17 protein-coding genes and 1 tRNA gene are annotated in these 18,146 nt (G+C 54.5%); 9 read left to right on the forward strand and 9 right to left on the reverse strand.

The window, feature by feature from the left end; all coding sequences use genetic code 11:
- Position 1 precedes the first annotated feature (1 nt).
- From accD to TH30_RS02410, 4 genes are all read right to left on the reverse strand, one after another.
- Positions 2 to 928, reverse strand: a complete 927-nt coding sequence (gene accD / locus TH30_RS02395) for an acetyl-CoA carboxylase, carboxyltransferase subunit beta (RefSeq protein WP_114096476.1) — start codon at positions 926 to 928, stop codon at positions 2 to 4.
- A 54-nt stretch (positions 929 to 982) separates the two neighbouring features.
- Entirely contained in the window at positions 983 to 1,831 is an 849-nt protein-coding gene (trpA, locus tag TH30_RS02400; protein WP_114096477.1) for a tryptophan synthase subunit alpha, read from the reverse strand.
- Positions 1,828 to 3,051: a tryptophan synthase subunit beta gene (gene trpB, locus TH30_RS02405; protein WP_114096478.1), complete on the reverse strand. Its 1,224-nt coding sequence runs from the start codon at positions 3,049 to 3,051 to the stop codon at positions 1,828 to 1,830. Before trpB ends, trpA begins: the two co-directional genes overlap by 4 nt.
- A 140-nt stretch (positions 3,052 to 3,191) precedes the next feature.
- Positions 3,192 to 3,371: a zinc-finger domain-containing protein gene (locus tag TH30_RS02410; protein ID WP_101247009.1), complete on the reverse strand. Its 180-nt coding sequence runs from the start codon at positions 3,369 to 3,371 to the stop codon at positions 3,192 to 3,194.
- Between the two features lie 195 nt (positions 3,372 to 3,566).
- On the opposite strand from TH30_RS02410, the gene TH30_RS02415 reads away from it, so the two are divergent.
- The 6 genes from TH30_RS02415 to TH30_RS02440 all read left to right on the forward strand — a co-directional run bounded on the left by TH30_RS02415 (position 3,567) and on the right by TH30_RS02440 (position 9,096).
- Positions 3,567 to 4,529, forward strand: a complete 963-nt coding sequence (locus tag TH30_RS02415) for an ABC transporter ATP-binding protein (RefSeq protein ID WP_114096479.1) — start codon at positions 3,567 to 3,569, stop codon at positions 4,527 to 4,529.
- Positions 4,530 to 4,669: 140 nt separating this feature from the next.
- Positions 4,670 to 5,638: an alpha/beta hydrolase gene (locus TH30_RS02420; RefSeq protein ID WP_258548581.1), complete on the forward strand. Its 969-nt coding sequence runs from the start codon at positions 4,670 to 4,672 to the stop codon at positions 5,636 to 5,638.
- A gap of 131 nt (positions 5,639 to 5,769) precedes the next feature.
- Complete coding sequence (locus tag TH30_RS02425) at positions 5,770 to 7,506, forward strand: adenylate/guanylate cyclase domain-containing protein (protein ID WP_114096480.1); 1,737 nt, start codon at positions 5,770 to 5,772, stop codon at positions 7,504 to 7,506.
- A 151-nt stretch (positions 7,507 to 7,657) separates the two neighbouring features.
- Positions 7,658 to 7,734 (forward strand) — tRNA-Arg (locus TH30_RS02430).
- 136 nt (positions 7,735 to 7,870) lie between these two features.
- Positions 7,871 to 8,347: a hypothetical protein gene (locus tag TH30_RS02435; RefSeq protein ID WP_114096481.1), complete on the forward strand. Its 477-nt coding sequence runs from the start codon at positions 7,871 to 7,873 to the stop codon at positions 8,345 to 8,347.
- Between the two features lie 101 nt (positions 8,348 to 8,448).
- Positions 8,449 to 9,096 carry a 5'-methylthioadenosine/S-adenosylhomocysteine nucleosidase gene (locus TH30_RS02440; protein WP_114096482.1) on the forward strand — a complete coding sequence of 216 codons (648 nt, stop codon included), beginning with the start codon at positions 8,449 to 8,451 and terminating at the stop codon, positions 9,094 to 9,096.
- Between the two features lie 35 nt (positions 9,097 to 9,131).
- Here TH30_RS02440 and TH30_RS02445 read toward each other — a convergent pair whose 3' ends face one another.
- The 5 genes from TH30_RS02445 to TH30_RS02465 all read right to left on the reverse strand — a co-directional run bounded on the left by TH30_RS02445 (position 9,132) and on the right by TH30_RS02465 (position 14,680).
- Positions 9,132 to 10,799, reverse strand: coding sequence for a thiamine pyrophosphate-binding protein (locus TH30_RS02445; RefSeq protein WP_114096483.1), 1,668 nt, complete (start codon positions 10,797 to 10,799; stop codon positions 9,132 to 9,134).
- A gap of 228 nt (positions 10,800 to 11,027) precedes the next feature.
- Positions 11,028 to 11,582 (reverse strand): polysaccharide biosynthesis/export family protein, encoded by a 555-nt coding sequence (locus tag TH30_RS02450; RefSeq protein ID WP_114096484.1) that lies wholly within the window; start codon positions 11,580 to 11,582, stop codon positions 11,028 to 11,030.
- Complete coding sequence (locus tag TH30_RS02455; RefSeq protein ID WP_258548603.1) at positions 11,583 to 12,779, reverse strand: outer membrane beta-barrel protein; 1,197 nt, start codon at positions 12,777 to 12,779, stop codon at positions 11,583 to 11,585.
- 68 nt (positions 12,780 to 12,847) lie between these two features.
- Positions 12,848 to 13,579, reverse strand: coding sequence for a sugar transferase (locus TH30_RS02460; protein ID WP_181850134.1), 732 nt, complete (start codon positions 13,577 to 13,579; stop codon positions 12,848 to 12,850).
- A 132-nt stretch (positions 13,580 to 13,711) separates the two neighbouring features.
- On the reverse strand, positions 13,712 to 14,680 hold the full coding sequence (locus tag TH30_RS02465; RefSeq protein ID WP_114096487.1) for a DNA-binding response regulator: 969 nt from the start codon (positions 14,678 to 14,680) through the stop codon (positions 13,712 to 13,714).
- 154 nt (positions 14,681 to 14,834) lie between these two features.
- On the opposite strand from TH30_RS02465, the gene TH30_RS02470 reads away from it, so the two are divergent.
- From TH30_RS02470 to TH30_RS02480, 3 genes are all read left to right on the forward strand, one after another.
- Positions 14,835 to 16,013 (forward strand): EAL domain-containing response regulator, encoded by a 1,179-nt coding sequence (locus TH30_RS02470; protein ID WP_181850135.1) that lies wholly within the window; start codon positions 14,835 to 14,837, stop codon positions 16,011 to 16,013.
- Between the two features lie 91 nt (positions 16,014 to 16,104).
- Positions 16,105 to 16,587 (forward strand): putative pterin-binding protein, encoded by a 483-nt coding sequence (locus TH30_RS02475; protein WP_114096873.1) that lies wholly within the window; start codon positions 16,105 to 16,107, stop codon positions 16,585 to 16,587.
- Between the two features lie 31 nt (positions 16,588 to 16,618).
- Positions 16,619 to 18,094 (forward strand): sensor histidine kinase, encoded by a 1,476-nt coding sequence (locus TH30_RS02480; protein WP_114096489.1) that lies wholly within the window; start codon positions 16,619 to 16,621, stop codon positions 18,092 to 18,094.
- Positions 18,095 to 18,146: the final 52 nt, after the last annotated feature.

The raw sequence follows: 18,146 nt of genomic DNA on the forward strand, positions 1-18,146 counted from the left end.
GTTACTTATCCGCACTCGGGGTCTTGGATTTGGAAGCCTTGCCTTTGGCATCCTTGATCGGAACGATACTTGCACCCGGTTTGGTGCGGCGGATCATGTCGATCAGACGGCCAAAGGTCGCGTTGAGTTCATTACGCGGGACAACCATATCAACCATGCCGTGTTCCAGAAGATATTCGGCAGTCTGGAAATCATCGGGCAGCTTTTCGCGGATGGTGCTTTCGATCACGCGGCGACCGGCAAAGCCGATCTGTGCGCCCGGTTCGGCAATCTGGATATCGCCCAGCATCGCAAAGGATGCCGAAACGCCACCGGTGGTCGGATCGGTCAGGAGCACGAAATAGGGCAGGCCCTTTTCCTTGACCTTTTCGATCGCGGCCGTGGTACGCGCCATCTGCATCAGGCTGAGAATGCCTTCCTGCATACGGGCACCGCCCGATGCCGGAACGATGATCAGTGCCGCATCCTGAACCGTTGCCAGTTCGGCCGCGGCAACAATGCCTTCGCCAACCGCGATGCCCATCGACCCGCCCATGAAGGAGAAGTCGAAAACGGCAATGACGGTCGGATGACCACCGACCTCGCCATGGGCCACCGCCAGCGCATCCTTGTAGGTTGCTTTGGCCTGTGCGGCTTTGAGGCGTTCGGTGTATTTTTTCTGATCGCGGAATTTCAGCGGATCGACCGGAACATTCGGCAGTTCGATGGTCTGGTATTTGCCACCATCAAACAGGAGCTCAAGACGGTCCTTGGCGGAAATCCGCATGTGATGTCCGCAATGCTGGCAAACATGATTGTTCTTTGCCAGATCACGGTGAAAGATCATCTGTTCGCACGATTTGCATTTGTGCCAAAGGTTCTCTGGCACATCTGGACGACGAACGAGTTTCTGAATCTTTGGACGGACGAATTCAGTCAGCCACGACATATCGGATACTGATCCTTGGTTCTGTCTATATCGGTTCTTTTACAAACGCCGCGCTCATTTGCGCGCGTTTCTGACCCCGTTTGCAAGCTCGCGCACAAGGCCGGTAACCATAGAGGCGGTCTTATCGGTGGCCTTGCCGTTTTCGTCAAGACTTTCGGCAATTTTTGATACGATTGCCGATCCGACCACGGCGGCATCGGCCTGTTTGGCAACATCGGCGGCCTGCTCTGCCGTCTTGATGCCAAAGCCGACCGCAATCGGAAGATCGGTATGACGGCGCAGACGTGCCATCGCTTCGATAATCTGATCATTGCTGGCCGATCCGGCACCGGTGACGCCGGCAACCGAGACATAGTAAACAAAGCCCGACGTATTCTGAACAAGTTTCGGAAGACGCTTGTCATCAGAGGTCGGGGTGGTCAGGCGAATGAACGAAAGTCCCTTTTCGACGGTCGGGACACAGAGTTCGGCATCTTCTTCGGGCGGCAGATCAACAACGATCAGGCCATCAACACCGGCATTGCGTGCATCTTCAAGGAATTCGGCAACCCCATAGATATAGATCGGGTTGTAATAGCCCATCAGAATGATCGGCGTTTCATGATCCTGATCACGGAAACCGCGAACCAAAGACAGGGTCTTGCGCATATGCATGCCTGCGGCCAGCGCACGGTTTGATGCTTCCTGGATGGCGGGGCCATCGGCCATCGGATCGGTAAAGGGCATGCCCAGTTCGATGATGTCCGCACCTGCTTCGGGCAGGGCTTTGAGGATTTCAAACGATGCTTCCGGGTCCGGATCACCTGCGGTGATAAAGGTCACAAGACCTGCGCGGCCTTCTTCCTTGAGCTTGGCAAAACGTTTGGCGATGCGGTCCTTGCCGCCGATGATAGCGTCGCTCACAATTTAACTCCCAGTGCTTCGGCCACGGTAAAGATGTCCTTGTCACCCCGGCCACTCAGACACATGAGGATGATTTTGTCCTTGCCCATTTTCGGTGCTTCTTTCATCACCTGCGCGATGGCATGGCTGCATTCCAGTGCCGGAATGATGCCTTCAAGTTCCGAACACAGTTTGAAGGCCGCAAGGGCTTCCTTGTCGCCAATCGGCTCGTAACGGGCACGCCCGATATCCTTGAGCCAGCTGTGTTCCGGGCCGATGCCCGGATAATCAAGACCGGCCGAAATCGAGTCGGCTTCCTTGATCTGGCCATCGTCATCCATCAGAAGATAGGTGCGGTTGCCATGCAGAACGCCCGGCTTGCCGGCCGACAGGCTGGCGGCATGTTTGCCGGTATGAATGCCGTGACCGGCGGCTTCGACGCCAACCACTTCGACATCCTTGTCATCAAGGAACGGGTGGAACAGGCCAATGGCATTTGATCCGCCACCAACGGCTGCAATGACCTGATCGGGCAGGCGGCCTTCGGCTTCAAGGATCTGTTCCTTGGCTTCGTTGCCAATCACCGACTGGAAATCACGAACCAGTTCCGGATAGGGATGCGGACCGGCCGCTGTTCCGATGATGTAGAAGGTATCTTCGACATTGGTCACCCAGTCGCGAAGCGCTTCGTTCATCGCGTCTTTCAGCGAACAGGAACCCGAGACAACCGGTTTGACTTCAGCACCGAGCAAACGCATGCGGAACACGTTGGGCGACTGGCGTTCGATATCCTTGGAACCCATGTAAACCGTGCAGGGCAGGCCAAAGCGTGCGCAAACGGTCGCGGTGGCAACACCATGCTGACCGGCGCCGGTTTCGGCGATGATGCGGGTTTTGCCCATGCGCTTGGCCAAAAGGATCTGGCCGATGCAGTTATTGATCTTGTGCGCGCCGGTATGGTTGAGGTCCTCGCGCTTGAAATAGATCTTTGCACCGCCGAGTTCCTCGGTCAGGCGTTCGGCGAAATAAAGCGGGTTCGCACGGCCAACATAATGACGGAGATAGTAATCCATCTCCTTTTTGAAGGCAGGGTCGCTTTTGGCGTCTTTGTAAGCCTGTTCGAGCTCAAGGATCAGCGGCATCAGGGTTTCGGCGACAAAACGGCCGCCAAAATTGCCAAAATGTCCGTCCGGATCCGGCAGAGCGCGGTAGCTGTTGAGCGTAGGCGATGAAGACGTCATGGAAGTTCCCCGTGGAATTGGCCGTGAAAGCATTCACAGCAGCAAAGGCAGACGACAGATGATTAATCCGCAGAGCTTGCGTCAGATAGGGGCGCAAAGGCCCCCGCGCAATGCTTGTACTCGTTTACGAGTGCGGCAGATCAATGTGCTGCGTGATCAGCCTGGGATTTGTCGAAGATATATTTTTTTGAGCAGTACGGGCAGACCACCTCGCCCTTGTCCTCGAGATTGAGGTAAACCGTCGGGTGGCCGAGGTGACCTTTACCGCCGTCGCAGGCAACATTCAGGGTGCCGACTTTGATTTCTTCGGTGATCTTCATATATCCAGTTCCAAGTTTGCCTGTTTCAGGCTTGTGTGACCATCGGGATTGGCCGCGTGCTGTGCTTTGCATTGACCCCGGTTTCCCGGGAATGATACCGATTGGGCATATTCAATCAATACTTCCGCATACGCTTGGCGCCCCATCGTCTTAGCGCAAACAGACGACGCGGAAAAGAGTGGAGATCACTGACTTATGACAGCAATGCCCGACTATGCCATCGAAGTCGAAGGCTTGACCAAGATCTACAAGGGGTCAAATGGTGAAAAACTGGCCCTTGATAATGTTTCGCTGAAAATTCCCCGTGGCTCGTTTTTCGCCCTTCTGGGGCCGAACGGGGCCGGAAAATCTACCTTTATCAACATTCTGGCCGGTCTTGTCACCAAGACCAGCGGGACGGCAAAAATCTGGGGCTATGATATCGAAGCCCAGATGCGTGCCGCACGCTGTGCCATCGGGATCGTGCCTCAGGAACTGAACCTTGATGCATTTTTCACCCCGCGTCAGGTGATGGAATTGCAGGCAGGTCTTTATGGCGTGCCCAAACCGGAACGCCGCACGGACGAGATTCTGGCCGCTCTTGGCCTGTCTGACAAGGCAGACTCGCACGCAAGATCGCTTTCGGGCGGGATGCGTCGCCGCCTTCTGGTCGGCAAGGCAATGGTTCATACCCCGCCGGTTCTGGTTCTTGATGAACCGACCGCCGGTGTCGATATCGAACTGCGCCAGCAGCTTTGGGCCTATGTCAAAAAGCTTAACGAAGCCGGTGTGACGATCATTCTGACCACCCATTACCTTGAAGAAGCCGAAGAACTTTGTGATGAAATCGCGATCATCAACAAGGGCAATGTCATTGCCCATGAAGACAAGCGCACCCTGCTGCGCCGGATTGATCACAAGACGCTGGTTCTGACGGTGAATAACGAGCTTAATGCCGTGCCCGATGTCTTTGCCCCGTGGGGGGGAGAACTGAAATCGGAAAACCAGATCGCCCTTCACTATCGCCCGAGCAACACCCAGATGGCCGAAATCCTTCAGGCCGTTCAGGGCAGCGGTCTTGCGATCAAGGATCTGTCAACCGAGGAAGGCGATCTTGAAGACATCTTCCTGATGCTGACCCGCGATAATGACAAGCTCCGCGCCGGACAGGCTGCGTGATTAGCATCAGCCGTCTGTCCTTGCTGGCATGATTTTGACAAAACCCCGCAATTTCTTGCGGGGTTTTTCATTTTGGCCTTAACTGTCTGAACAGATTTTTGAAATCGGCTTACCCGTTTGTTTTGTTGGTGTTCCCCTTGATGATCCGATCGCTTTGGCGCTTCTGTGCGACCTGTCTTTTGATGACGGGTCTGACGGCCTGTGCGCCGACGATCAAACCTGCGGGGCCGCCGGTTGCCACAACTGCGCTGGGGCCAGATGTTTTTCGCACCAGTGACGGTACCGGGCTTGCCCTGCAACATTGGGGTGATATCGAGCATCCCGATGCGGTGATCCTTGCCCTGCACGGGATGGGGGATTACGCCAATGCCTTTATGGAGCTGGGCGATGCCATCGGCCCGGCGGGGATTGCGGTTTATGCCTTTGACCAGCGCGGTTTCGGGCGCAGTCCGTCGCGTCCGTTCTGGGCGGGCATCAATACCATGGTCAATGATGCCAGCGATGCCCTGGGGCTTTTGCGGGCAAAATATCCGCAAACGCCGATCTATCTTCTGGGGAATTCGATGGGCGGTGCGGTTGCCATTGTGACCGCGGCCAGTCGCGGGCATCTGATGGATGGTTTGATCCTTGTGGCGCCCGCAGTCTGGAACCGTGACATGATGCCATGGTATCAGACCGCCCCGCTTGCCATCATTTCGCACAGCCTGCCCTGGTTACCCCTGACCGGGAGGGGGCTTGATATCTGGCCGTCTGACAATATCGAGATGCTTCGCCGTTTGTCGCGCGATCCCCATATGATGTCTGCGGTTCGGGTTGATCTGATTGCCGGTATTGCCGACCTGATGGATCTGGCGCGCAGGCGGGCACGCGACATCAGGGTTCCGACCCTGTTGCTGTCAGGCAAGCAGGATCAGGTCATTCCGCCTGACGCGGTCGCGGCCCTTGATCGTGATTTATCCCAGACACAATTGGTGTCCTATCACCGTTGCCTGTATGATGCGGGATATCACATGTTGCTGCGTGATCTGAACGGGCCGGTGGTGATCGGGGATATCCGCCGCTGGGTTGCACGCACTTCCGCAGAAAATTATTCCTGCACGCAATCATGATTGCTTTTTGACCGTTGATCGGTGATCAGGTAGCATTTTTAATCGGTTGCGGGGCATTTCGCGGGTTGTCTAAACGCGTTGGAACCCCGATATGCCAGCAATAAACGGATTTTCGGAGGATCAGGACCGGCATGCTAAGGACCATTCGGGCAAAGTTCCTGGGTGTCGCGGCCTTTTTTGTCGTGTGGCTTTTTGTGGCGACCGGTTTCTCGGTGATCCAGTCCCTTGGCATTAATGGCGATCTTGAAGCGGTGTCGCGCTATGTCACACCGGTCAAGGATGCGCTTTCCGATGTTCGCGTCCGTCAGCTTGAACAGATTTCGCTTCTGGATCGCTATATGCGCGTGGTCGAAAATGACGGACCGCATGCGCCGCTTCTCAATGGTATCGAGATCGAGATTGCGGCCAAGCAAGCCCAGATCGAGCAGGCCTTCCGCAAGACCTTTACCTTTGCTGCCCTTGGCCGGGCGCAGGCATCAAGCCATTTTGAAAACGGGGTCTTGCTTGATCTTGATGTGCGGATGCGTGAATTCGCCGATGTTTCCGCGCAGTTTTCACTGGGTATGGAACGGTTGCTCAGCCGGGTGGGGGATGGCGACCTTATGGATGCCCAGCGGCAGGAAAATATCGTCCGTGGCCTTCATCGCAATATCGTCCTTGATCTGCGCAACGAGATCTTGCGCCTTGAAAAATATGCCGCTGATACGGTCGAAAGTGTTTCGCGCAGCGAGGATTTCCTGATTCAGGCCGAATTCATCATGATGCTGGGCGCGGTGATTATCGGTGTGTCGCTGGCCTATTATATGGCCCATGCGGTGGTGGTGGCTGTCCGCAAAACCACCAATGCGCTTAACGATATTCAGTCGGGCAAGCTCGACACCAGCCTTGATTTCAAGGGCAAGGGGGATTTCGCCCGTCTTGCCGATGCCTTTAACCGCATGTCGCGCGAATTGCGGGTGCGGTTCCGGATGCGCGAACGGTTTGGCAAATATGTTGATCCCAAGGTGATCAACAATCTGATCAATCAGGAAACCGCGCTTGAAAACTCCGAAAAGCGTGTAATGACCGTCAGTGTCGTCAATCTGACCGGGTTTGACTGGCTGGCCGAACATACGCCGCCAGAAAAACTGGTCGATTTCCTGAATGACTATCTGACCGCAATGACCGAACCGATTTCAAACCATAGCGGCATCATCGACAATTTCGTCGGTGACCGGGTGATCGGTTTTTGGGGCCCGCCGTTTTGCGGGGAAAATGCCCATGCCCGTCATGCCTGTCAGGCCGCGCTTGAACAGGTTGCGCGCTTTAACGCGCTCAAGACCAAATATGCCGATCTGATTGGTGATCATGGTCTTGATATCCGGATCGGGATTGCAACCGGCGAGGTGGTTGTGGGATCGATCGGTACGGATAAATCACGGGCCTATACGGTGGTTGGCGATTGTGTGAACTATGCCAACCGTCTGGAAAAGGCCAACCGGGTTTATGGCACGCGCATTCTGGCATCCCATGAAACCGCCAATATGGCCGCAGGCGAGATCGAAATGCGCGATCTTGATCATGTGGTGCTTCTGGGCACGGAGCATGTGGTTTACCTCTACGAGGTTCTTGCCCCTGGCGGTCAGCTTTCCGACGAACGGCGCGACTGGCGGTCCAAATATGAAACCGCGATGACCCATTACCGCGAAGGGGCGTTTGACAAGGCCAAACCGCTTTACGAGGCGGTTCTGGAATTTGATCACAGCGACTTTGCCGCCCAGCTGATGATGAACCGGATGGAACGCCTGCAACGCCGCGAACAGGACCGTGAATGGAACGGCACCTGGATCGTGCGCGACCCCTATGACCGGCGTGATGTTGAAAGCTGATTGCGCTGTTCTGGCGGCAAGGTTACCTTAACCCGATACGGTGATACTGACATGATCGGACAGGGTTCAAAAACCCTTGCCCGTTCGGGCCAAAACCTGTATCACCCATCGCACTCGGGCCACTTGATCCAGTCGTGGCACCTTATATTGCGCACCCGTAGCTCAGCTGGATAGAGCGTTGCCCTCCGAAGGCAAAGGCCACAGGTTCGAATCCTGTCGGGTGCGCCATTCTTCCCCGCCAAATATAACCGATTTTCAAAAAGTTGCTTTATCGGCCGGTTCCGCTCAGCTAGGAATCAATGTGATGAGTTTGCCCTGTGCCGGACCAACTGGAAAAGGGTGGTTTGATGTTTGGGGGCATACAATGAAGAAGCTGTTTTTCGTTTTCACCACTCATCCGGTCTCGCTGGCGATCTGGACCATTCTGGTCATGGCTATGGTTGTGATGACCGGCTGGGCACATTTCGCAACCCTGTCTTTTGCATTTGAAGTCGGCATTTTCGATGCGGATGTGACACTTGAAGAAGACGTTGCGGTTATTCTGGTCGCGTTCGGGGTCTTCCTCGAAATGCGAGAAATGCTCACAAAACGTGGTTACGGCGCAGAAGTGGCTGAAAAGCAGCACATTCTGAACGAACTTTCCGAGCGTTACGGAGCCTATCTGCTTATCATCGGCTTGCTCATGGAAATCAACGATCAGTGCTTCGAGCCGCTTCTTGAAAATACCGGGTTTGCAGCAATTGGCGTATTGACCATGGCCTTCTTTGACGGGCTTGCGCTTGTTCTGGGCCTTGGGTTCCTTGCCAAGCTGTTTGCGCCAAACCGTTCTGCGGTGGCTTGACCCGATCAGGAAATTTAAAGTCATTGCCTGATTTGGGGCTGCGAAAACGTGGGCCTGCCCTTAAGGTGCAGTTATTGATTTAAAAATCCGGAAGATCAGAGATGCGCGGATACCTTCACAACCTTTCTGGCCATAACGTGCTGTTTTGTATGGCGGCACCGGCGGAGTATGGCGACTACCTCAAAGCGCGTTTTACGCCATTGATGATCGGGGTTGGGCCAGTGGAGGCTGCGATTAATCTGACCGCGGCACTGACCGAGCTGAAACTTTCCGATGATCTGCCCGATCTTGTGGTCACACTGGGCTCGGCCGGGTCGCGGACCCTGGAACAGGCCGAGGTTTATCAGGCGATTTCCGTATCCTATCGCGACATGGACGCATCGGTTCTGGGTTTTGAAAAGGGCTGTACGCCGTTTGTGAATCTGCCTGCCGAGATCAGCATGGAACTGCGCATTCCGGGCATCCCCGAAGCCCGTTTGTCGACCGGGGCCAATGTGGTGTCGGGGGCGGCCTATGACGTGATTGATGCCGATATGGTCGATATGGAAAGCTTTGCCATTCTGCGGGCCTGCCACAAATTTGATGTGCCGCTGATCGGGCTTCGTGGCATTTCAGATGGCAAGGAAGAGCTTAAGAAGCTTTCAGACTGGACGGCCTATCTGCATGTGATTGACGAGAAGCTTGCCATCGCCGTTGATGCGCTTAAAGCAGGCCTTGAAAGCGGCGAGATCAGCATTTCCAAACGCTGATCCCGCCCAAAATCCTCAGAACTCAGTAGCGCGACTCAGCTGCCTGCCCGTATCTGATCAAGGGTCTTGATCGGGGTTAAGGCCTGTGGGTCGACCTGGACTTCGATGATCGCGGGTTTGCCACTGGCAACCGCACGGTCAAAGGCCGGGCCGAAATCCTCGGTCCGCGTGACGGTTTCGCCGTGCCCGCCAAAGGCCACCGCATAGGCCGCAAAATCCGGGTTATGAAGTTCGGTGCCCGAAACGCGACCGGGATAGTTGCGTTCCTGATGCATGCGGATGGTGCCGAACATACCGTTATTGACGACGATGGTGATGATGTTTGCGCCATATTGAACGGCGGTGGCGAATTCCTGCCCATGCATCAAAAAGCACCCGTCACCAGCAAGGCAGACCACCGGGCGATCGGGGTGGGCAAGCTTGGCCGACACTGACGCCGGAAGGCCATAACCCATCGAACCCGATGTCGGGGCCAGTTCGGTGCGATATTCCCGATAGCGGAAGAAACGATGCAGGAAGGCGGCATAATTTCCCGCCCCGTTGGTGACAATGGCATTGTCGGGCAGTTTGTCGCGCAATTCCGCAATCACATGGGCCATCTTGACATCGCCCGGCGTATCAAGCGGGGTGGAAAAGGCGACATAGGCCGCATGGGCGGTTTCAATCATCTCGTCACGGGCAGACCCATCAACCGGCTCCATCATCGCAATGGCACGCAGGAAGGATCGCTGTGACGCGTTGATCGCGACATCCGGGCGATAAACCCGACCCAGTTCATCTGGCCCGGCATAGACATGAACCAGCTTCTGTTTCGGGCAGGGGATATCAAGCAGGCTATAGCCGCTGCTGGTCATTTCCCCCATGCGCGAGCCGACCAAAATCACCAGATCACTGTCACGGATGAATTCGGCAAGCCTGGGATTGATCCCGATGCCGACATCGCCGACAAAGTGGCTGTGCGTGTTGGGGATATAGTCCTGACAGCGGAAGGATGTCGCGATGGCAACATTGTTTCGAAATGCAAACGATTTAAGGTTTTCCGTCGCTTCCCGGGTCCAGCTGCCCCCGCCAACGATCATGATCGGTTGTTTGGCCCTGGAAAGTGCATCGCGGAAACGTGCGACATCTTCGGGGGCTGTTTTGGCCTCGATCGGGACATAGGGTTTGGCGTCTGCTACCTCGGAGCTTGAGGACAGCATGTCTTCTGGCAGGGCCAGAACCACCGGGCCGGGGCGCCCCGATGTCGCGATGTGATAGGCGTGGCTGATATATTCCGGGATACGGTTGATGTCATCAATCTGCCCGACCCATTTGGCGAGCGGTTCGAACATCTTGCGATAGTCGACTTCCTGAAATGCTTCGCGATCCACCATGTCGCGCCCGATCTGCCCGACCAGAAGGATCATCGGTGTGCTGTCCTGATGGGCGACATGCACGCCAGCCGATGCATTGGTGGCACCGGGGCCGCGCGTGACCATGCAGATGCCGGGCTTTCCGGTCAGTTTGCCATAGGCCTCGGCCATGATGGCGGCACCGCCTTCCTGACGGCAAATGATCGGATCAATCGCGGGATGGTCAACCAGACCATCAAGGACGGCAAGATAGCTTTCACCTGGCACCAGAAAGACGCGTTCCGCGCCGTGCAGGGCCAATTGATCAACCAGAATACGACCGCCGTGGCGCATTTCTGTTTTCCCGGACATGTCTGAAGAACTCCGTATGGTGGGGCAAAATACGTGATTTGCGTTATTCATTTTTGGCGCGGTGGATGCGCAAATTCGATTTCATCATGAATTCGGGGCCAAGGTAAAGATGCCAAGTTGACAAACAGTCATAAAATTCGACGTATTGTTTATTAATTCTAAAAAGTGACGGATTTACTGCGATCCAAGCAGTATGATCTTCTGTATAATTGGAAAATAGCAGTATTTTCAGAAATACCGTTCGGCGATGCGAACAATATCGCCGGGCATGACGATGGTTGCCAGATTGGCCGGGATGGAAACACGGGCGGTATCATTGCCGCGCAGGATTTCGATATCGTCTTCATCCCCTCGATAGGTCATGCCACCCCCGATGGCGATGGCATTGAGAACATTCATGCCCGGCACATAATCATATGATCCGGGTTGATTGACCTCGCCGACGATGAAGAACGGGCGAAAGGCAATGACTTCGACCGTAACATCGGGATGGCGCAAATATCCGTCCTGATAGGCATCGTGAATAAGGGCGCGCGTTTGATCGGCGGTCTGACCACGGACAACAACCGGCCCGATCAGTGCCAGGTTCAACCGTCCTTGCGCATCAATTGTGAAGTCACCCGAAAGATCGGGCTCCCCGAACACCGTAATGCGCAGTGTATCGCCACTATCAAGGGCATAGAGGGTCTGTGCGATTGCATGAGCCGTCATCGCGAACATCCCCGACAGGATGGTCAGCATGATGATGATTGATGTGATGGCGCGGTTGAGGCTGGTGGACATTTACATCTCCAACTTCAGGCTGATCAGGCTTTGCAAACGGCGGTAATCTTCGCCGCTGCTATTGGATTGGCGGATATCGTGATCAATTGCACCGCTGATTCTGGCAAAACGGTTGAGGTGATAATCCGCATTCAGGCCGAATGTCGCGATGCGGTCCTGACGGGTGACTTGCTGAAAATCTTCATCGCTATAGGTGGCATTCAACCCGATCTGAAGATTGCGGCGCAGTTCATGGGATATCCCGATCCCGAAATCAAAGGCCAGAATACCACTGGCACCGGTGACCGTGGTTTCCCGAACGGTTCGGGCAGCATTCAGGGTCAGGTGGCTCAGACGTGTCACTGACCAGTCGATATCAGCGCGCAATGTATAGTCGTTGATATTGCCAAAGGACGGATCGACATAGCTTTGGCTCATCCAGCCTGCGGCCAGATCGGCCCTGATCAGGTCGGTCAGATCAAACCGCATACCGCCAAGCATTTGAAATCCGGCCGAGTCACGATTAAGGCCGCTATCATCGGGTGTTCTGTCATATTGCCGTTGATTAAGCGTCATCTCGCCATAGGCTTCGCGCCCAAGATCAAGGGGCAAAAGCGCACGGATGGTTTCACGGGTTTCAAGGCGATTGCGATCATCATTGCGGATCAGGGTTCCGTTGATTGCCGTGCTGTCATCAAATTCAACCCGCCGGAGGGACAGGCGCGACTCATATCGCCAGCCCCTGGTGACATAGCGTCCGCCGATATGGGCACGCACATCGCGATAGATCACCGGTTCCCGTGCGGCGGTTGAGACATCGTTGCTGCCGCGCGGGTCATGACGACGTTGCCAGTCAATCGCCCCGTCAAGCGATGACGTGCCAAGATCAAGGCTTCCGGCAGCCTTAAGGTCTGCATCCTGATAATTGTCGTCATCAGATCTGGCAAAAAAGCCAAGTTCCCCGCCCATGGCGAGATGCATCTGAAAAAACGGCCAGTCACCGCTAAGTGCCAGTCTTGGGGCAAGGGTGGTGATCACATCGGATTGCCGGTTGGATTCGGTCAGAAAGATATTGTCGTCATATTGCGCACGGCTGGTGATTTCCGGTGTCAGAACGAAGCGGCCGAGCCGGATGTGGCGCTGATCTTCGGGGACTGTGTGACGGTTTGCGGTGCTGTCTGTTGATTGCGCCTGTACTGGCGGGCTGCCCCAGAACATGGCGCCCACGCAGATCACCATAAATGCCAAACGGCAAGGTCTGAAGTCTGTGTTGGCGCAGTGTGGCATCAGGCAAACCGCCGGTCATGTTGCAAGTCATGTTGCAAGTCATGTTGCAGATCAGGCGATTGGTCGGATGTGCCTTCATGGGCGGGATCATTGGGGATCGCACGGTTCTGAAATGGCAACAGGGCAGTTGCCAGCAAAATGGTGCCATCAAGCCGAGCAGACTGGCGAGAAATATAATCAAGATCATGGGCAATCCGGGCGCGTAACTGTTGATGGTCGTTCACAGGACCGCGCCACCCGTTAATTTGCGCCCAGCCGGTGATGCCGGGTTTTGCAGTCAGGCGGCTTTCGTAACCGGGCAGGGTGAACGAAAACAATGCGTGATCGGCAAGGCTGTGCGGACGCGGGCCGACCAGTGACATCTCGCCACGCAGAACATTGAAAAGTTGCGGCAATTCATCAAGCCCGCTGATGCGCAGTCTGGTGGTCAAAAGATCGGCCGATTTGGTGATGATGGGGGAAACCGGACGACAGGTCTGATCACGCAGGGTGCGGAACTTGTAGATCGTAAAGATCGTCGCATTCCTGCCAACCCGATGCTGGGTAAAGATCGGGCGGTTAAAGCCAAGCATGCGCAGGGCAGCAGCAATCATGATCATGACAGGTGCCAAAGCCAGAAGGACGACCGTCGCAACGATGATATCGAAAGCGCGTTTCAGAACGGAATGACAGTTGGAATTCGGGCGGAGACAAACCGATATATCATCAGCTTTGTGTCTGTCCCTGACCAACCGTGATGCCCCCACACCTGTATGGTTTCCTCAAGCAATATAACTCAGGGTAGATGAGTCTGGGGCATTTTCAAGTAAATATGTAATGGTCCTTGATCGATAGGATATTGTTTCTATTGATTTTCCGAAAGGTTAGCGCAGGGACGGGATTGAAGACAGGACCGTCTTCATCAGTTGCGGCTGGCGATTGACGCCGGTCTTGGAAAAGATGGTCTTAAGATATGTTCGGGCCGAACTGTGCGATATCCCGACAAGTTCGGCGGCCTGATCAAGGGCGAGTCCCTCGGCCAGTTTCTGGGTCAGTTTGGCTTCTGACCGGGTCAGTCCGAACAAATCCATCAGATCATCAATCGCAGGCGGTTTCTGTTTTGCCGGATCGACCAGAATAACCATGAAGGTTGCTGTGCCAGCGGTCTTTTTGGGGATGCGTCGCACCAGAACCGAAAGCTTTTCCCCGTCGCGCTCAACCGAATAGCTTTGATGGTCACGCGGGGCCATGTTTGATGGCGGGTTCAGGAAACCGCCAAGTCCGTCGGGCACCGGTTCAATGATCAGGCGCCCCTGACTGCTTGACCGCACAAGCGATGACCCGCGCATCAGTTCAGCCGCCTGGGCATTCATATGCAGGATCGAAAGCGTGTCATCAATAGCAACCACGCCCAGTTCAAACAGATCAAGAAAGTCGGTCGGCAGGGTTTCTTCAACATGGCCCTGACGGGCTGCGATCTCGCCTTCCAATCCCTCGAGAATGGTCTGAAGGTTGGTTGGTTTTGGATAGAACCGAAAGACGCCGAGCTCATTGACCGCGAGCAGTGCTGATTGCAGATCGGCATATCCCGTCAGCATCACGATGATCAGATCACTGCGCAGTGTGCGCAATTCGGCGGCCAGTTCCAGCCCCGACATGCCGGGCATGTGAATATCAAGGATAACGACACCAATAGCCGGATCAGCAGAAATGGCATCGCGCGCGATGAAGGGATCATTGAAATAGACCGCATCCCAGCCGGGTCGCAAGCGCGCAAAGTTGCGCCGATGAGATGACAGAAGGTTTTCGTCATCGTCAACAAAGGCAATCCGCACCGGCGGTTTTTCAGTCATTAAAAAGTGCCCTCCACAAATGGGGATATTGGACAAAGCCAGTCTGACACTATTCTGTGATCCTTCAAAGCCCCGGCTTGTAAACAAGCTGCAAATTTGCTGGAGGGCCCAACAAGATATCCTAGATTTCAGAGCATACCGGAGTTGTCCATTTATGGATGTGGTCAGTAAAAAACGTCCCGTCATTTTGATGGTTGATGATGATGAAAAGCTGTTGTCAGCGGTGCGTCGCACCCTTTCGACCAGCTTTGAATTCGTCACCTATTCAGATGGGCAGGAAGCATTGGACTGGTTGTCGCAGAATCGCGACCGGACCGACCTGATTATTGCTGATCTGGTGATGCCTACTCTCGACGGGATTTCCTTCCTGAAACAGGCCGCGCGCATGGCGCCGATGGTCAGTCGCATGTTGCTGTCTGGCAATGTTTCAAGCATTTCACTGCGCGAGGCGATCAATCAGGCAATGGTGACGCGCGTTCTTGCCAAACCGGTTTCGGTTGCTGTTCTGAAAGACGCTATTGACCGCGTGATCATGACCAGCAAGCCGGTTCCCAAGCCGCGCAAAGGTGTCACCCCCATGATGGTCAATGCCGCCATTGACCGCTCTGATTTCTATACCGTTCTGCAACCGCGTTTCCGTGCCAGTGACCTTGGTCTGTGCGGGGTGGAAGTTCTGTGCCGGATTCCGTCGCTGGAAAAAGAGTTCGGCATTGATGAAATTTTCGAAGCCTGCCGCGATCATCCGGTGATCAACCGTCTGACAAGCCAGTTGATGGCGATCATGATCGATCAGGCCCCGCGCTATCGCGACCTTCTGGGGGAAAGCTGCAATCTGGCTGTCAACCTTTCGGCCTATTCGCTCAAGACGCCGGAATTTCTCGATCTGGTTATCCGTTTCTATGAAAAAATGCGGATGCGTGGCGTTGTTGTGACCTATGAGGTCCCCGAATATCAGGTGGCGCCCGATGACCATGATCTTCTGGCAAGTGCAGCGCGTCTGCGCGAACGGGGGATTGCGCTTCTGATTGATGATTTCGGTTCGGGGAACAATTCGCTGGAACTGTTGCGTCACGAAATCTTTGCCGGGATCAAGCTTGATCGTGATCTGGTGGCCGGAATGATGACTGATTTCCTTGACGATGCCTTTGTCGAATGGATCGCACAGGTCTGTTCGAAAATGGGGCTTTCGATTTCTGCCAAGGGGATCGAGAACGACAAGGTCGCTCAAAAACTGCAAATCTATGGCATTACCGAAATGCAGGGCTTCCATCTGGGCAGCCCGGTGCCACTTGATGTCTGGGAAGCCAGAACAAAGACGCAGATAAGTGCCTAGGGGTGATTGACTGATTGCATAAAATCACCCGTTAGTTATTGTTAAATCAACATGCTGGGGCCACTTTTGAAGCATGTAAGGGAGCATGGATATGAAACAAATGCGCTATGTGAAGTTGGTTGCACTTGTGGTCACGATGGTTGGCTTTTTTGCGATGCCGGCCTTTGCCGGTGGCACTCTGACAGTGACAAAACCCGACGGCGAGGTGGTCAGGATTTCCATGGACAAGCTCATGGAAATGCCGGCAAGCGAGTTTTACACATCGACCCCCTGGACCAACGGTGTCCAGAAGTTCAAGGGCGTATCGTTCAAGCTGCTGCTTGATACCTACGGGCTTGATGCCGAACTGGTGCGTGTTGCAGCCCTGAATGATTACAGCGTCATCGTGCCGACCAATGTGTTGCGCAGTGACGAGGCCATTCTGGCCTATCACCTTAATGACGCCGAAATGTCCGTCCGGGAAAAGGGTCCGTTCTGGGTCGTGTTTCCCTATGACAAGGATGTCCGCTTCCAGACCGATACCTATTGGTCATATTCCGTCTGGCAGGTGAAGTCGGTTGATGCAAAGAATTAAGGACTTTCTTTCCAACCGGTCAGGCAGGACCATGTTCATCGTACTGGTCCTGTTTGTCGGTCTGTATGCGGTCCTGTCAGCGGCCATTGTCCGACAGCTTGAAGACGAGCGGTTCACCTATCGCGAGAATTTCGTCTGGGCTGTTTTTCAGATCCAGCGCCAGTATTTTCTGATTCAGCGTGATATCGAAGCTGCATTTGGCCGGTCGGGGCTTGATGAGGATGCCTTCGAAGAAATCATGCTTGAATATGAAATCCTGGTCAGTCGCGTTTTCCTTTTACGCGATGGCGAAGGTTTCAAAGTGCTGTTCTCCGTTCCCGAGGTCACCGCTTCCATCAATAGTCTGCAGGACCGGATTGATGAAATTGACCGGGCAATGGCAAATGCCGATGGTTTGAAAACCAAGCTTGAAGAACTTTACCGTTTGCTTGAACCGATGGGTGAACCACTGCAACAGGCCGTGGTGCGAACAACGAATTTTGTATCGGTCTACAATGCCGAAAACATTCGCAGCGTTAAGCGCAATATCGAAATCCTGACCTATCTTTTCTTTGTCGGGGTTGTTGCGATTGCGGTTCTGGGCGGTTTCATGATCCGGCAGCGCCAGCGCGTTTTTGCCGCCGATATCGCAGCCCAGAAAGCCCGCCAGGAACAGGAAGTCATCGAAGAGGCTGCCGACTATTCCAAAATGCATGCATTGGGCACATTGGCAGGCGGTGTCGCACACGAAATCAATACGCCTGCACAATATATCCAGAACAATCTTGAATTCCTGTCGGACAGTTTTTCCGGTCTGGTTGATGCGGTCCGGCGTGGCAAGGCCGATCCGTCGGCAAAGCTTGATTATGATGAAAACAAGATCGAATTTCTGGTACAGGAAGTGCCGCTTGCCATTGATGAAAGCATTCAGGGGCTGGAACGGATTGCCGAAATTGTCAGAGGCATTCGCAAATTTGCCCATCCGGCCAATGATGTGATCGAACTGATTTCCATCACCGAGGAAATTGAAACCGCCATCACATTGACGCGCAACCAGGTTAAACACATTGCCGATCTTGATGTGAACATCCAGTCGGATGTGACCGAGGTTAATGGGCGGCGCAACCATCTGTCTCAGGCGCTGATCAATCTGATTGTCAACGCATCGCAGGCGATTCGGGAAACCGGTCAGCGCAGGGGCAGGATTGAATTGTCTGTGACCTCTGATGCAGACAATGTCTATATCCGTTTGCGCGATAACGGAACGGGTGTTCCCGAAGAATTGCGCGACCGCATCTTTGACTATTTCTTTACGACCAAAGAGCGCGGGGTTGGCACCGGGCAGGGGCTTCCGATTTGCCGCAAGCTGATCCAGGACGATTTCGGCGGCGATCTGACATTGTCCGACGACTATATCGACGGTGCAGAGTTTGTGATCCGGTTGCCCAAGTTCAATCCGTCCTATGTCGGGCATTCCGCACCAAACGATACCCAGGGACCGGGTGATCTGAGCGCGTTGCTGCGCTAGATCACCCACACCTCTTTAATCAGACTGATATCGTGAGAACGACGTGGATCCA

This window comes from Thalassospira profundimaris (genome assembly GCF_003326795.1).
Taxonomy (GTDB): Bacteria; Pseudomonadota; Alphaproteobacteria; order Rhodospirillales; family Thalassospiraceae; genus Thalassospira; species Thalassospira profundimaris_C.